Raw genomic sequence first — 15185 nt, 5'->3', positions numbered from 1 at the left:
ACCCGCCGTATGCGGCATTCGACAGGAGCGGTTCGAGGCAAGCGAACATGACGGTGGAGACGGATGCTGCGGGATGCCACGATGGGTGCGAGTGAGGCGCCGCCCGGCGCCGGAGCAGAGGTTCAGGTGACCGGTAGTGCCTCGTCGTCGGCGAAGCGTCCGGGTGCGGACAGTGGTGCCGCACGGGAGATCGCCATTCTCATGCTGCTCGCGGCCATCGCGGGACTCGCCGTCGGGCTCATCGGCGGCGCGTTCCGTTGGTGCATTGAACAGGCAGAGCGCGTGCGCATCGAGGTCTTCGCCTTTGCGCACGAGCAGCCCGGCTGGGGGTGGCTCATCGGGATGGCCGTCACCGCTACCGGTGCGACACTCGCGGCGCTGCTGGTGAAGTGGGTTCCGCAGGCTGCGGGCAGCGGCATCCAGTACGTCGAGGCGGTGGAGCGGGGGCAGGAGCCGCCGAGTGCCCTGGGTGTGCTGGTGGCGAAGTTCGTCGGCGGAGTGCTCTCGATCGGATCAGGGATGGTACTCGGCCGCGAAGGGCCGACAGTGCACATCGGTGCCGTGCTCGGGGCGGAGGCGGCCCGCCGCAGCCGTCGGCCCGTGGCGGACGCCCGGACCCTCCACTCGGCGATGTCGGGTGCGGGCCTTGCCGTCGCCTTCAACGCGCCCCTCGGGGGATCGCTGTTCGTCATCGAGGAGGTCGCGCAGTCCGTGCGGGCCCGTATCGTTCTGCCCACCCTCACGGGTGTTGCAGTCGCGGTGGCCACGGCGTGGATCGTCGTCGGCAACGCGCCCATCTTCGAGGTGCAGCCGGTCCCCCCACCCGACCTGGCTCAGGTCGGGGTGTTCGCGGTGTTCGGCCTCCTCACGGGCGTGCTCGGTGCCGCGTACAACCGACTGATTCTCGGATTTCTGACGCTCGCTCAAGCGGCTCACCGTGTGCCCCCGGTCGCGCAGGCGGCGATCATCGGCGGCGCGGTCGGGCTTCTTCTCTTCCTCGATCCGCTCGGCGCCGGCGGCGGGGATCCCGTCTCCCAGGGCTTGCTCCGCGGGGATTCGCTGGTCCTGATCGTCCTCGTCTCGACGCTCGCCATCCGGTTCCTTGCGGGTCCGCTGTCGTACGCCGCGGGAACCCCCGGCGGACTGTTCGCCCCGCTGCTTGCAATCGGAGGGCTCTGGGGCGCCCTCTGCGGAACCTTCGCTCAGCGCCTGGTCCCTGAGATCGCCGACACCACGATCGTGGTCTTCGTGCTCGTGGGGATGACCTCGATGTTCGCCGCGACCATCCGGGCGCCCCTGACCGGGATCGCCGTCGTGGTCGAGATGACCGCCGTCGCGACAGTCCTGGCGCCGATGCTGGCCGCCGCCGTCTGCGCCATCCTCGTCGCCGCTCTCTTGCGCACCCGGCCGATCTACGAGGATCTTCGCGAGCGGATGCTCCATCCACCCGCTGTTCGTGCCGCGTTCCCTCGACTCCGGGGAACCGCATAGCCGACGTGCTTATCCTGGGAGGCATGACCGACGCGCTCGTCTCGGGGCTTCCCCTCGAGGACCTCTCGCCCGACATCCGCCCCCAAGACGACCTGTTCCGCCACGTCAACGGCGCGTGGATCGAGCGCACTGAGATTCCGGATGACAAGGCGCGGTGGGGGTCCTTCCACCTCCTCGCCGAGCAGGCGGAGAAGGACGTGCGGGTCATCATCGAGGAGGCGGTCGCGGCAGAGCCGGGGAGCGAGACCCGCAAGATCGGCGACCTGTACACGAGCTTCATGGACACCGAGCGCATCGCGGCGCTCGGGGCAGCTCCTATCGCCGGCCAGCTCGCCGCCGTCGACGGCATCGACACCGTCGACGGGTTGCTGCGCACTCTCGGCGCCCTCGAGCGCGATGGCGTCTCGGGGCTGTTCGGCCTGTACGTCGAGCCCGATCCGGGAAACCCCCAGCGCTACGTCCCGTTCGTGGTCCAGAGCGGGCTGTCGCTTCCCGACGAGAGCTACTACCGGCTCGAGAACTTCGCCGACACCCGTCGCGAGTTCCGGGGGCACGTCGAACGGATGCTGACCCTCGCCGGCGTTCCGGATGCCGCCGCGGAGGCCGACCGGGTCGTCGCCCTCGAGACCGAGCTCGCCTCTCACCACTGGGACAACGTCCGCAGCCGCGATGCGGTGGCCACCTACAACCTGCGCACGTGGACGGAGTTCCTCCAGCTAGCCGGCGTCGATCTCACGCCATGGCTCGCCGCCCTCGCGCCGGGGAAGGAGACGGCGTTCGATGAGGTCGTCGTCTACCAGCCGAGCTTCGTCGAATCGCTCGGCGCGCTGCTGGTGCCCGACCGGCTCGACCAGTGGAAGGCATGGCTGCGCTTCGCGATCGTGCGCGGCGCGGCGCCCCTGCTGTCGGACGAGTTCGTGGCCGAGAACTTCGCGTTCTACGGCACGCAGCTCACCGGCGTCCCGACGCTTCGCGAGCGCTGGAAGCGGGGTGTGAGCCTCGTCGAGAGCGCGATGGGCGAGGCCGTCGGCCGCGTCTATGTGGAGCGGCATTTCCCGCCTGCTGCCAAGGAGGCGATGGACGAACTGGTCGCCAACCTCATCGAGGCGTATCGGCGCAGCATCCGTTCGCTCGAGTGGATGACGCCCGAGACGCGGGATCGCGCGCTGGCGAAACTCGACGCATTCACCCCGAAGGTCGGGTACCCGGTGCGCTGGAAGGACTACTCCGCGCTCGAGATCGACGCGACCGACCTCGTCGGTAACGCGCGGCGCGCCCACATCGTCGAACACGATCGTCAGCTGGCCAAGGTCGGCCAGCCGATCGATCGCGATGAGTGGTTCATGACCCCGCAGACGGTCAACGCGTACTACAACCCGCTCATGAACGAGATCGTCTTCCCCGCGGCAATCCTGCAGTACCCGTTCTTCGATGTCGATCGGGACGATGCGGCCAACTACGGCGGCATCGGCGCGGTCATCGGGCACGAGATCGGGCACGGCTTCGACGACCAGGGAAGTCGCTATGACGGCGACGGATCTCTGCGGGACTGGTGGACGGATGCCGACCGCGCCGCCTTCGAGGAACGCACGAAGAGCCTCATCGCCCAGTACGACGCCCTCACGCCGAGGGGGTTGGACGGCCAGCACCACGTCAACGGTGCTCTCACGATCGGGGAGAACATCGGCGACCTCGGGGGGCTCGGCATCGCCTTGAAGGCGTACGCGATCTCGCTGGGCGACGAGCCCGCTCCCGTCATCGACGGGTACACCGGCATCCAGCGTCTGCTGCTGAGCTGGGCCGCCATCTGGCAACAGAAGGGACGGGATGCCGAGACCATCCGGCTGCTCACGATCGACCCGCACTCGCCGAACGAGTTCCGCTGCAACCAGATTGTGCGCAACGTCGACGCCTTCTACGACGCGTTCGGCGTGACCGAGACGGATGACCTGTGGCTCGACCCCGCCGAGCGCGTCACCATCTGGTGAATCTCATCGCCTAGAATCCCCCCACCCGAACACGGGAAGGACCCGCCGGTGGGCACACCACCCAGCACGTCGCGCGCTGCGCATCGCGCGGATTCTCGGCGTTCTCGTCACGCCGGGGGCCGCGCTCCGACCTTCGCCGCCACGATGCACGCGCTCGAGGAGATCGCGAGCACCGGCGGCCGCGTGTCGGTCTGTGTCACCGATCTCGATCGAGGCTCCGACCTGGTGATGGGTGACGCGTTCGTCACGTTGCCGATCGCGCAGCTCGGCGTGGTGCCGTTGCTGATCGAGACGTCGGCAGCCATGGAGGCGGGCAGGCTGGAGGCCACCGGATCCGTGAAGCGGCCCCCCGCGGAGCAGCACATCTCCGCAGGGGTGTGGCGTCACTTCGCCACCTCCGAGCTCGCCGTGTGCGATCTCGCGGTGCTGACGGCGGCTCTCGGGGATCCGCTCGCGACCAATGCGCTCATCGACCTCGTGGGACTCGACCCGGTGCGTGAGCGCATCGATCAGCTCGGTCTCACCCGCACGGCGCTACTCGATCGCGTCCGTGAGAACCGCGGGCCCGATGATGCCCCCCACCTCGCGCTGTCCACGACCCGCGATCTGACGACACTGTTCTCGGCACTCGCCAATGGCCGCGCGGTCTCTGCCTCGGTCAGCGCTCAAGTCATCGGATGGCTGGGGCTGAACGCGGACCTCGGCCTTGCCGCCGCCGCCACGGGCGCCGACCCCCTTGCGCACGGGGGTGCGGCTGATCAGCTCCTGCTGGTGAACAAGACCGGGCGCGACCACGGCATCCGTGCTGAGGCCGGGGTGCTCGCCGGGTCGCGCACCGGTGTCGCGTACGCCATGATCGTGCAGTTCACGGAGGAGACGCCGTTGGACCGGCTCCGCGTGCACGACGCGTTCCGCGTGCTGGGTGCAGACCTCATGGAGGCGGTGTACTGACGCCCCTCGCGCCGCTCCGCGGCTCAGTGTCCTGCGTCGAGCCGGTCGAGGAGCGCAAGGCCCCGCTGAGCCCATGCGATCTCGCCCTTCGCGCGGTCTACCAGGCCCTCGTAGGCGAAGTGTTTGAACGCGACGATGCGCTCGTGATCCTCGACGGGCGTGGCTTTCAGTCGTCGCTCGAGCATGGGGTTGGGAGGATCGACGTGGTCGATCTTGCGCAGTTCGCCCTCCCACTGCTCGAGCTCGCCCTCCCACTGCTCGATGTGGTGACGAAGGAACGCGCGTGCCGCCTCCGGCGAGGCAGACTCCAGGTACGCGGCGCGCAGGTGCGCGGGGTCTCGTACTCGCTGATACTCCAGCGGTGACGCCATCCAGTCGAGGAAGGCGCGGTCTCCGGCATCCGTGACGTGGTACATCCGGCGCGTACCGCGCTCGCCGCGGGTCTGCTCCTCGGCCTCGACGAGACCGGCGGCCTCCATCTTCCTGAGCTCGGGGTAGATCTGCGAGTCGGGCGCGTGCCATACGTGCCCGACCGACTGCGTGAACTGCTTGGCCAGTTCGTACCCCGAGAGGGGACCGACGCGAAGGAGCGCCAACAACGCATAGCGAAGGCTCACGAGCGTGCTCCCTTCTGTCGATTCCGCTCCCGTGATGCTACCGAGACGCCGCGAGACTGCACCTGCGCCGCGAGACAGCGTGTTGCGGGTGCTGTCTCGCGGGCAGGGTGCAGTCTCGCGGGTTCGGGGGTTAGTCGTTCTTGTAGCCGGTGCGCCAGCCGCCCTGGTAGGTCTGACGAGCGACGGTCGAGTAGGGGACGGGGCTCACGACGACGCGCACCTCGGTCTGCTCGTGCGGCTCGACGGATGCCTTCTTCGAGCCGCCGTTCGGCTCACCCCAGACCACGCGCAGCTCGGTTCCCTCGGGAACGTTCGGGTCCACGGTGGCCAGCGACAGACCGCGACGCTCGTTGGAGGAGTAGCCCGTGAACATCGAGTACCCGACGACGGTGCCGTCGGCATCGACGACGGCGTCGTAGTTGGCCGAGCCGTAGTTCGCGAGCGGCAGGTCGAAGAACTTGTAGTTCGGGCCGTCGACGTTCAGCAGCGACGTCCACACCTTGCCGAGGTCCTCCGCGTTCCAGGCGAGCGTGACCTTCTTGCGTTGGGCGGCGGGGTCCATCTTCTCGAGCGCGTCGCGACCGATGAAGTCGTGGTCGAACTTCACGAACGAGCCGTAGCCGAGCTCCCACGGCGTCAGGTAGTAGTCCTCGATGTTCTCGGAGACGAACGATCCGGCGAGCGTCCCGGTTGCCTCGTAGGAGTTCGCGGGCAGCCAGTCACGGTAGGCCTGCTCCTCGGCGCCCGTGTAGATCGCGGGAAGCGGCGAGGGGATCCAGCCCGACTCGAGCGTGTTCGACGGGTATGCGCGCGAACCCACGGGGAGCAGGCCGAATTCCGCACCCGCTTCGACGATGAGGTCGCGGATCTTGTGGTGGTCGGCGTAGGGACCCCAGATCTCGAGCCCGGGGGCGCCGGCCATGCCGTGGCGCAGGGTGCGCACGTTCATGCCGCCGATCTTCATCTGCGACATGTTGAAGAAGCCGAGCTTCTCGAGCGGTCCGCCGTTGAGCTTCTCGATGACGGCCCAGGCGTTGGGGCCCTGGATCTGGAAGCGGTAGTACTTGCGGGAGACGGCGTCACCGTAGGGGCGCGAGTTCGAGCGGCGGTCGACCTCGATCTCCAGGTTCTGGTAGCCGCCGGTCTCGCCGTGGAACATCAGCCAGTTCGAGGCGGGCGCGCGGCCGACGTAGACGTACTCGTCCTCGGCCTCGCGGAACAGGATGCCGTCACCGATGACGTGACCAGAGGCGGTGGTCGGCACGTACTGCTTGGCCTTGTTGACGGCGAAGTTCGCCACCGAGTTGATCGCGGTGTCCGAGATGAGCTTGATCGCGTCAGAGCCCTTCAGGAACACGTTGTCCATGTGGTGAGACTGGTCGTAGAGCACGGCGGTGTCGCGCCATGCCTTCTGCTCCTTGATCCAGTTGGTGAAGTCGGCCGGCACGACGGGGTAGATGTACGAGCCGATCTGGGAGTTGCGCAGCAGTTCGACCGGCGAGCCCGCCGCGTCGATGACTTCCTGCAGATTCTTAGGTGCCACGATGAACCTTTCTTTCGTGTGGTGATGGTCGGGGTCAGAAGACGACGGTGTGGTTGCCGTGACGGATGACGCGGTCTTGCGCGTGCCAGAGCACTGCCCGCGAGAGCACGGCGCGCTCGACATCCGCCCCGCGGCGCTGGAGGTCGGCGGCCGTGTCGGCGTGGGTGACGCGCACGACGTCCTGCTCGATGATGGGTCCCTCGTCGAGGTCCTTGGTGACGTAGTGGCTCGTCGCGCCGATGAGCTTGACGCCGCGTTCCTTGGCCTTGCGGTAGGGGCCTGCGCCGATGAAGGCGGGAAGGAACGAGTGGTGGATGTTGATCACCGGCACCGCGACCTTCTCGATGAAGTCCTCGGAGAGGATCTGCATGTACCGGGCGAGGACCACGAAATCCACGTTGCCCGCGAGGAGCTTGAGGATCTCGGCTTCCGCGGCCGACTTGTCCGGTCCCTGCGAGGGCACATGGAAGAACGGGATGCTGAAGCTGCGGACGTCCTCCGCCATGCGGGTGTGGTTGGAGATGACCATCGGGATCGTCACTGGCAGCTCACCGCGGCGGTGGCGCCACAGCAGGTCGAGGAGGCAGTGGTCCGAGGTGGACGCGAGAACCGCCATCCGCTTCGGAATCGACTGGTCGGTCAGGCGCCAGGTCATGCCGTACGGTTCGAGGGTCTCGGCAAGATCGCTCTCGATCTCGTGGAACCGGGCGGTCAGATCGGGGCGATGGAACACCACGCGCTGGAAGAACGCCCCACCCTCGGGGTTGTCGGAGTACTGATCGAGGCTCACGATGTTCGCCTTGTGGCGCGTGATCAGACCGGTGACCGCCGCGACGAGGCCAGGCTGGTCGGGTCCGTGGACGATGAGGCACGCGTGATCGCGCAGCGCTTCGTTGTGTACCGTCATGGCGTCAGGTCCTCCGTTCACTTCGCGATGAAGTCGCGAGCCCATGTCGCGGTAGCCTCGAGGCCGCCGAACGTGTACATGTGCAGCTTGACGGCACCCACGCTCGGGTCTGCGTCGAACAGCGCCGCCAGGTCGGACACGAAGGTGTCAGGCCCGGCCGAGCCCATCAGGTTGGTCAGGGAGAAGCCGTACTTCTTCACGATCATCGCGTTCGCCCCGACTCCGAAGCGGGAGGCGAAGGAGATGAGCCGCTTGATGCCTGCGGGGCCGGGAGTGCCCAGACGGATCTGTGTGTCGATGCCGCGGTCGCGCACACCCTTGATCCAGCTCATCACCGGGTCGGTGTCGAAGCTGAACTGCGTCAGGATGACGGCATCCAGTCCCTGCTCCTTGAGCGCCGCGGACTTGTCCTCGAGGTGCTGCCAGAGGACGTCGGTGGCGATGTCGGGGTGACCCTCGGGGTATCCGGCGATCGACACCTCCTTGACGCCGTACTGCTGCAGGACGCCGGAGCGGATCATCGTGAGGGCGTCGGGGTACGGTCCCTCGGGCGTAGCCGGGTCTCCGCCGACGGCGAACACGTGCTCGGTCGCACCGATCTCGGCGAGCGCGTCCAGGAACTCCTCAAGCTGAGCCTGAGAGGCCAGACGGCGCGCAGAGATGTGGGGGACGGGCACGAATCCGAGGCCCTTGACGGCCTTGGCTGCGGCGACGCGCATCTGCAGGTCTTCATTGCCCAGGAAGGTGACGTTGACCTTGGTGCCCTGCGGGATGAGCGAGGCGGCCTCGGTGAGGCCGACCACGTCCTTCTCTTTTCCCGTGATCTCCAGGGAGTAGCCCTCAACGAGCTGTTTGGCCGACTCCGTCGGAGTCGATGTGGCGTGAGCCATGGCGAGTGGTCCTTTCCGCTGCCAAGAGTGCGTCATTGCAGTATGCCGCGATTTTACCTATGGACATAGGCAATGTCCAGAGGTGGCGACAACGCAGTGGCCGCGCGAGAGACACGCGCCGCGGCGGAACACCATGACGACGACGGGAGAGGTGATGAGCAGTCACCTCTTCCCTCGTGCTCGCGCGACGGGGGAGGGCCGCACCCACCGCACCCGCGTCAATCGCACCGGTCACTCCCCGTTCGCGAGCGCGGCGGCGGTGATGGCGGAGCTGACGGGCTGTCAGGAGGCGGAGGCCTCCGCGTCGAGCGCGAGTTCGGCATCCAGAAGCTGCGACGTCCGGAGTCGCCACAGCATCGTGCGCAGAAGTTCGTTGAGCTGGTCCACCTCGGCGTCGGACATGTCCGAGGTGATGATCTCGTGCCCGCCGAGGGAGACGGGAAGCATCTCCCCGTGCATCTGCGCACCCTCACGAGTGAGGAACATCGGCCGGGACCCGCGGGGGCCGTCGATCAAGACGATCAGGTGACGCCCGACGAGCCGATTGACGGATTTGGAGACGACAGCCTTGTTCACCCCGAGGAAGTCTGACACCTCGGTAGCCGAGGCACCCGGCCGCAGCCCGAGCGCCGAGAGCACGCGCCAGTCGTTGGTGCCCAGATCGAAGCGCCGCAGCATCTCCTGCGACTCCCGCCACACGAGGGCGTTGGAGAGCAGCGCGAGCAGACGCGGAGTGAAGTTCTCGGGGTCGATCGTGTCGTTGAGAGGTTCCGTGACGACGTCGTCTTCATGGAAACGCCCGAATCGTCGGCTCGCATTCGTCACGTGGCTTCCTCTCGGTGTTGTCGGGCACCTCGGCGAAGGATGTGCCCAGCGTACGGGGTTCGGTCCTGCGCGGACCGAACCCCGTACGGATGGTGTGTTCTCAGTGGGCCATCGCCGCGAGAGCCTCGGGGTCGATGGTCGCGATGGAGCGGGTGTCCTGGAAGGCACGGATGCCCTCGATGCCCTGCTCGCGCCCGATTCCCGACTGCTTCATGCCACCGAACGGTGCGCGCAGGTCGAGGCGGGTCGCGCCGTGGTCGTTGACCCAGACGTAGCCGCACTCGAGGGCGCCGCCCACGCGCTGTGCCGCCTCAGGGCTTGCCGTCCACACCGAACCGCACAGACCGGCCCACGTGTCGTTGGCAAGACGGATCGCCTCCTCTTCCGTGTCGAACGGAAGAATCGGGATGACCGGACCGAACTGCTCCATGGTCACCACGCGGAGGTTCGGGTCGGGGTCGACGACGATCGCGGGGCGCAGGAAGTTGCCGCCCGCCAGCTCGCCGCCGGGAAGCTCGCCGAACTCGCGCACGTCCGCGCCGGCATCCTTGGCCTCCTGGATGAGCTCCTCGACGAACGCCTTCTGCGCCGACGAGTGCAGCGGGCCCATCGTGGTCCCTTCGTCCAGTCCGTAGCCGATGACGACCTTCTCCAGGCGCGCCGAGAGGCCGGCGACGAGCTCATCCATGCGGGACCGGTGCACGTAGACGCGCTTGGCGTTCATGCAGATCTGGCCTGTCGTGTCGTAGATCGCCGCGTACAGGCGGTCCAGGTGGGTGTCGTCGATGACGGCATCCTCGAGGAAGATCGCCGCGTCGTTACCGCCGAGCTCGAGGGTGACGCGGGTGAGCGTCTTGGAGGCCATCTCCATCATCCGCTTGCCACCGCCCACCGATCCGGTGAAGCAGACCTTGGCGATGTCGGTGTTCTGGATCAGCCCCGACATGTTCTCGTCCTTGCCGGTGACGATGTTGAGCACGCCCGGCGGCAGCTTCTCGGCCACACGCTGCACGAGCTTCGCGGTCGCGAGCGGCGCCGTCAGCGGGGGCTTGACGATCGCCGTGTTTCCGGCGAGGAGTGCGTGGGGCAAAGCTGCGCCGAGGATCGCGATCGGCCAGTTGAACGGCACGATGATCGTCGTGACACCCAGCGGCTGGTACGAGACCTTGGTGTCGACCGGGATCGCACCCGGAACGGCCGGGAGCGTGTGGTCGGTGTCGACCTCGTCGGCCAACATGAGCGCGAGGTTCCAGCGGATCTCGAACACGAGCGCGTCCACCCATGCCTCGAAGCGGACCTTGCCGTTCTCCTGCGAGAGGATGGCGGCGTCCTCGTCGCGGTCGTCAGCGATGCCTGCGATCGCCTCTGCCATCAGGCGCGCGCGTTCTTTCGCGCCCAGAGCCGCCCATGCCGGGAACGCCTCCTTGGCCGCGGCGACAGCGTCCGCGACATCCTGTGTCGAAGCCGACGCGGCCTCGCCCACGACCACGCCGGGCTTGGCGGGGTCGGCGATCTTGAGCGTCTCGTCGGTGAACCGCTCGGCTCCACCGATGAACAGTCCGGTACGTACACCGGCCTGCGTCAACGTGTCAGACATCCTGCACCTCTCTGTGTTGTCTTGCCTGTTTCTGTTGAACGGATGCGGATGCATCCCTCACGCCAGGCGGCGTGAGTCTATTGTCGTGCGCTGCGTCCCGTTCGGCACCTATGTCGTTCGATCCCAGACCGCGGCGTCCGTCGCCACCCCGGGGTGTTTCCACGCCGGAAGGAGCTCCGATGACTCGCTAACGAGTTTAGGTGCATTCCTGTTTACTTGTAAATGACTTCGTGCTACGTTCACTCCGTCGCCACCCGAACGGGGTGCGTACAACGATCGAGAGTCGATGAGGACCCCTTCGTCCACTCGCTCTCATGTCATCGATGAGGAGGCATGTGATGGGTCGAACGACCTTGGCAGCGCTGGAGCGTCCGAGTGTCGCGGAGCTTGAGGATCTCGCGTTCGAGCTGCGCCAGAAGCTGCTGCAGCTGTGCGGAACCTACGAGGGCGCCGTCCACATCGGCGGCGACCTGTCGTCGGCGGACATCTTCACGGCGCTGTTCCACTACGGCCTGAACGTCGATCCCAGTGACATCGCCAACCCCGAGCGCGACCGCTTCGTGCTGAGCAAGGGGCACGCCGCCGTCTGCATGTACATCGCCATGGCGATGCGCGGATTCTTCTCCTACGAAGGCATCGTCGACACCTACGGTCAACTCGACAGCGCGTACGGCATGCACCCGTGCAAGGTGCAGCTGCCCGGAGTCGAAGCGTCCACCGGGTCCCTCGGCCACGGCTTGCCGCTCGCGGTCGGCATGGCACTCGGTGCCCGCGGCCGCGGCGCAGACCACCGTGTCGTGTGCCTTCTGGGCGACGGAGAGACCGGTGAGGGCTCGGTCTGGGAGGCCGCCATGGCGGCGCGTAGCAACGAGCTCGGAAACCTGGTCGCCTTCATCGACCGCAACCGCCAGCTCATGACGAGCATGGCCGAGGAGCGCGTCGTGTTCGAGCCGTACCCCGACAAGTGGCGCGCTTTCGGGTGGAACGTGGTCGAGATCGACGGTCACGACATGCAGCAGCTCGTGTCGGCGATCGATGCTCTGCCGCCGACCGACAGCAACCGTCCGACGGTGATCATCGCCGACACGATCAAGGGCAAGGGCGTCGACTTCATGGAGCGCAACCTCGCCTGGCATGCCGGCTCGCTCGGCGCCGCAGACCTCGAGCGCGCACTGGCAGCGCTCGAATCCTCACGCAAGAAGGAGAACGCCTGATGCCTGTCACCTTCACATTCGGTGAGTTCCTCGGGGCGCGGTCCGTCATCGGATCCACCCTCGCCGAACTCGGCGACACCCACGAGAACCTTTGGGTGATCACGCCGGACATCGGTGCGACCCTCGTGGAGTTCCGCGACAAGTTCCCCGAGCGATTCCTCGATGTGGGACTCGCAGAGCAGGCAAGCGTCGGTATCGCCGCCGGACTCGCCTATGACGGCAACATCCCGGTCGTCTCGGGCATGCTCCCGTTCCTCAGCATGCGGGCGCTGGAGCAGATCCGGACGGATGTCTGCTACCCCAACCTCCCCGTGAAGATCATCGGGACGCACGGTGGACTTGTCGGTAACGGCGGCTCCACTCACTACGCGGTCGAGGACCTCGCGCTCATGTGCGCGCTGACCAACATGACGGTCACCTCGATCGGCGACCCGCTGATGGTCGGCGAGATTCTCCGTCAGTCCATGACGATGCAGGGACCGCTCTACATCCGCCTCGCCGTCGGCAAGAAGGACAAGGTGCTCTACGAGCCCGGCGAACACGACGTGCGGATCGGCAAGGGCATCGTCGCCCGTCAGGGCACGGATGTCACGCTGTTCACCCACGGCACCACGGTGGCCCAGGCGCTGGATGCGGCGGACGAGCTCGAGCGCGAAGGCGCCTCCGTGCGCGTCGTGGACATGTTCACGCTCAAGCCGATCGACGAGGAGCTCATCGCGCAGTGTGCCGAAGAGACCGGCGGCCGGTTCGTCGTCCTCGAGGATCACCTCGCGTACGGCGGTCTCGCGTCGCGCATCGCGGATGTGATCGCCGACCGCGGGATTCATCTCACCTCGTTCGAGCGTCTCGGGATCCCGCAGGTCTATGCCGGCTTCGGCGAAGACGAGCAGCTGCGTGACAAGCACGGTTACGGTCTCTCGGCGACCGTGTCGGCTCTGCGCCGCGCGCTCGCAGCTCGCTGAGCCATCGCGTTCCCCCCTACTGGTCATGACTTATCGGAGAGACACATGAAGACCGTAGCCGTCACTCGCATCGGGAGTCTGCGCGACCCCGACGAGAGCACGCGCGGCCGCGTCGAGGTGGTGGACTTCCCCGAGCAGCCGCTCGGTCCGGAAGACGTCCGGGTGCGGGTCGCCTATGCCGCCATCTGCGGCTCGGACCCGCATCTGGCAGAGGGCTACTTCGGCACGGACGTTCCGATCGGACTCGGGCACGAGCTGTCGGGAGTCGTTGAAGCGCTCGGCGAGCGGGCACACCGGAACGGGCTGAAGGTCGGCGACCGCGTTGCGGGCAACTTCCTTCGGTTCTGCGGCACCTGCCGCCCTTGCCAAGAGGGCAAGCAGCAGTTCTGCGAGCACATCCAGGAGTACAACCGTCCCGGCATGGCCGAGACGATCACCTGGCACGAGTCTCAGGTCTTCAAGCTGCCCGACTCCGTCTCGCTCCTGAAGGGATGCCTCCTCGAGCCGACGTCGGTGGCCGTGCGTATCGCCGACAAGACGCGTGTGCGCGTCGGTGATCGCGTCGCGATCGTCGGCGGCGGACCGATCGGGCAGCTCGCGCTGCAGGTCATGCGGATGTACGGTGCGACGTCGCTCACGATGATCGAGCCGATCGCCGCGCGCCGCGAGATGGCGGCGCGTCACGGCGCGGAGTTCGTCATCGATCCGGTGGCCGAGGACCAGTTCGCGCGCACGGATGAGATCACGGAGGGTCGAGGCTACGACGTCGTCATCGATGCCTCCGGCTCCACCCGTGCGGTCAAGGGCATCCTCGACATCGCCGCCAAGGGGGGCACCGTCGTCTACGGCGCGATGTATCCCGCGGACTTCGAGATGCCGCTGAACCTGTCCGACTACCTGTACCTGAAGGAGCTGACGCTCACGGGCGTGTTCGTCTCGCCCTACGCTTTCCCGAGGGCGCTGCAGATCCTGCCGCATCTGGATGTCGACGAGCTCACGGCAGCGGTCTTCGATCTGGATGACGCGTCCGAGGCCTTCGCCGTGCACGTCAGCGGTGAGCACCCGAAGGTCGTCATCCGCTGCAACCGCATCGAGGAGTCCGCATGACCCTTCTGGAGGAGCGCCCCGAGGTGCGCCCCGTCGACGTGCCGGCGTTGGCCGCCCGCGACATCATCAAGCGGTTCGACGGCGTGCACGCGCTCGAGCGCGCACAGTTCTCGGTGTTGCCCGGCGAAATCCACGCGCTTCTCGGTGAGAACGGCGCGGGCAAGTCGACGCTCATCAAGATCCTGACCGGCGTCTACTCACCCGACAGCGGAACCATCTACCGGTCCGGTGAAAAGGTCGAGTTCGCCAACGTGCGCGTCGCGAACGCCGCTGGAGTAGTGGCGCTCTACCAGGAGCTGTCGATCATCCCGACGATCAGCGTCGCCGAGAACATCCTCCTCGGGGAGCAGACCCCCAGCCGGGGCGGCATCGTGCAGTGGGGTCAGATGCGCAAGCGCGCGAAGGCGCAGCTGGAGAGCATCAACCAGCGCAAGATCCCGCTGAACGCGTTGGCCGGCGACCTGTCACCGGTGCAGCAGACGATGGTCGCCTTTGCGCGCGCACTCGCGACCGACGCGAAGGTCCTCATCCTGGATGAACCGACCGCGTCGCTCACCGACACCGAGATCGTCGAGCTGTTCGCGGTGCTCCGTGCGCTGCGGGATCGCGGTGTCGCGATCGTCTACGTGTCGCACCGCCTCGAAGAGGTGTTCCAGCTGTGCGATCGCCTCACGATCATGCGCAATGGCACCCATATCGTGACCAAGGACGTCGCCGACTCCCACATCGACGAGGTGATCTCCCTCATGGTGGGCCGTAACGCGAGCGAGCTCTTCCCGGAGCGGGGTACAGCCACCGATGAGGTCGCGATCGAGGTCCGCCATCTGGATGGGCGACGCGTCAAGGACGTCTCGCTGGTCGCGCACAAGGGTGAAGTGCTCGGTATCGGCGGTCTTGCCGGTTCGGGGCGCAGCGAGCTGTTGCGCATCCTGTCGGGGGCGCAGAAGCACACCGGTGGTGAGATCGTCGTGGGCGGGACAACGCTGCCGCACTCGCCGGGTGTCGGTCGAGCGCTGGAGGCGGGTGTCGCCCTCGTTCCTGAGGAACGCCGCAGCCAGGGCGTCATCCTGGCCGCGTCGATCCAGGACAACAT

Annotated in this window: 13 protein-coding genes; 7 read left to right on the top strand and 6 right to left on the bottom strand. The window is 67.0% G+C overall.

Going from position 1 to position 15185, the window contains the following annotated elements:
* The first annotated feature begins 126 nt into the window (after window positions 1-126).
* The 3 genes from ACSGC5_RS04545 to ACSGC5_RS04535 are packed head-to-tail and all read left to right on the top strand — an operon-like array spanning window position 127 to window position 4430.
* Complete coding sequence (locus ACSGC5_RS04545; protein WP_434969430.1) at window positions 127-1491, top strand: ClC family H(+)/Cl(-) exchange transporter; 1365 nt, start codon at window positions 127-129, stop codon at window positions 1489-1491.
* 23 nt (window positions 1492-1514) lie between these two features.
* A complete protein-coding gene (locus tag ACSGC5_RS04540) occupies window positions 1515-3479 on the top strand; it encodes a M13 family metallopeptidase (protein WP_434969429.1) in 1965 nt (654 codons plus the stop codon).
* A gap of 48 nt (window positions 3480-3527) precedes the next feature.
* Window positions 3528-4430 (top strand): serine hydrolase, encoded by a 903-nt coding sequence (locus ACSGC5_RS04535; protein ID WP_434969428.1) that lies wholly within the window; start codon window positions 3528-3530, stop codon window positions 4428-4430.
* Between the two features lie 23 nt (window positions 4431-4453).
* Here the strand turns inward: ACSGC5_RS04535 and ACSGC5_RS04530 are convergent, their stop codons facing one another.
* From ACSGC5_RS04530 to ACSGC5_RS04505, 6 genes are all read right to left on the bottom strand, one after another.
* Window positions 4454-5047, bottom strand: a complete 594-nt coding sequence (locus tag ACSGC5_RS04530; RefSeq protein ID WP_434969427.1) for a helix-turn-helix transcriptional regulator — start codon at window positions 5045-5047, stop codon at window positions 4454-4456.
* Window positions 5048-5177: 130 nt separating this feature from the next.
* On the bottom strand, window positions 5178-6590 hold the full coding sequence (gene ligM / locus ACSGC5_RS04525; RefSeq protein WP_434969426.1) for a vanillate/3-O-methylgallate O-demethylase: 1413 nt from the start codon (window positions 6588-6590) through the stop codon (window positions 5178-5180).
* Window positions 6591-6624: 34 nt separating this feature from the next.
* The gene (purU, locus tag ACSGC5_RS04520; RefSeq protein ID WP_434969425.1) at window positions 6625-7497 is read right to left on the bottom strand and encodes a formyltetrahydrofolate deformylase; all 873 of its coding nucleotides are present in this window, start codon (window positions 7495-7497) and stop codon (window positions 6625-6627) included.
* A gap of 17 nt (window positions 7498-7514) precedes the next feature.
* A complete protein-coding gene (locus tag ACSGC5_RS04515) occupies window positions 7515-8387 on the bottom strand; it encodes a methylenetetrahydrofolate reductase (protein ID WP_434969424.1) in 873 nt (290 codons plus the stop codon).
* 282 nt (window positions 8388-8669) lie between these two features.
* A complete protein-coding gene (locus tag ACSGC5_RS04510; protein WP_434969423.1) occupies window positions 8670-9212 on the bottom strand; it encodes a MarR family winged helix-turn-helix transcriptional regulator in 543 nt (180 codons plus the stop codon).
* 100 nt (window positions 9213-9312) lie between these two features.
* Window positions 9313-10809 carry an aldehyde dehydrogenase family protein gene (locus tag ACSGC5_RS04505; protein ID WP_434969422.1) on the bottom strand — a complete coding sequence of 499 codons (1497 nt, stop codon included), beginning with the start codon at window positions 10807-10809 and terminating at the stop codon, window positions 9313-9315.
* A gap of 338 nt (window positions 10810-11147) precedes the next feature.
* Between ACSGC5_RS04505 and ACSGC5_RS04500 the strand changes: the two genes are divergently transcribed.
* From ACSGC5_RS04500 to ACSGC5_RS04485, 4 genes are all read left to right on the top strand, one after another.
* A complete protein-coding gene (locus ACSGC5_RS04500; protein WP_434969421.1) occupies window positions 11148-12023 on the top strand; it encodes a transketolase in 876 nt (291 codons plus the stop codon).
* Window positions 12023-12985 (top strand): transketolase family protein, encoded by a 963-nt coding sequence (locus ACSGC5_RS04495; RefSeq protein ID WP_434969420.1) that lies wholly within the window; start codon window positions 12023-12025, stop codon window positions 12983-12985. The genes ACSGC5_RS04500 and ACSGC5_RS04495 overlap by 1 nt, the downstream gene beginning before the upstream one ends.
* Window positions 12986-13030: 45 nt before the next feature.
* The gene (locus tag ACSGC5_RS04490; protein WP_434969419.1) at window positions 13031-14092 is read left to right on the top strand and encodes a zinc-dependent alcohol dehydrogenase; all 1062 of its coding nucleotides are present in this window, start codon (window positions 13031-13033) and stop codon (window positions 14090-14092) included.
* Window positions 14089-15185: sugar ABC transporter ATP-binding protein (locus ACSGC5_RS04485; protein ID WP_434969418.1), on the top strand; the 1097-nt coding region annotated here is incomplete at its 3' end. The genes ACSGC5_RS04490 and ACSGC5_RS04485, both read left to right, overlap by 4 nt.

The organism is Microbacterium sp. bgisy207 (genome assembly GCF_965345035.1).
Lineage (GTDB): Bacteria > Actinomycetota > Actinomycetes > Actinomycetales > Microbacteriaceae > Microbacterium.
This window is presented reverse-complemented; position numbering and strand designations above follow the sequence as displayed.

Coding starts and splice junctions, on each gene's coding strand:
- ACSGC5_RS04540 (WP_434969429.1), top strand. CDS start 1,515: ATGACCGACGCGCTCGTCTCGGGGCTTCCCCTCGAGGACCTCTCGCCC.
- purU (WP_434969425.1), bottom strand. CDS start 7,497: ATGACGGTACACAACGAAGCGCTGCGCGATCACGCGTGCCTCATCGTC.
- ACSGC5_RS04515 (WP_434969424.1), bottom strand. CDS start 8,387: ATGGCTCACGCCACATCGACTCCGACGGAGTCGGCCAAACAGCTCGTT.
- ACSGC5_RS04505 (WP_434969422.1), bottom strand. CDS start 10,809: ATGTCTGACACGTTGACGCAGGCCGGTGTACGTACCGGACTGTTCATC.
- ACSGC5_RS04500 (WP_434969421.1), top strand. CDS start 11,148: ATGGGTCGAACGACCTTGGCAGCGCTGGAGCGTCCGAGTGTCGCGGAG.
- ACSGC5_RS04495 (WP_434969420.1), top strand. CDS start 12,023: ATGCCTGTCACCTTCACATTCGGTGAGTTCCTCGGGGCGCGGTCCGTC.
- ACSGC5_RS04490 (WP_434969419.1), top strand. CDS start 13,031: ATGAAGACCGTAGCCGTCACTCGCATCGGGAGTCTGCGCGACCCCGAC.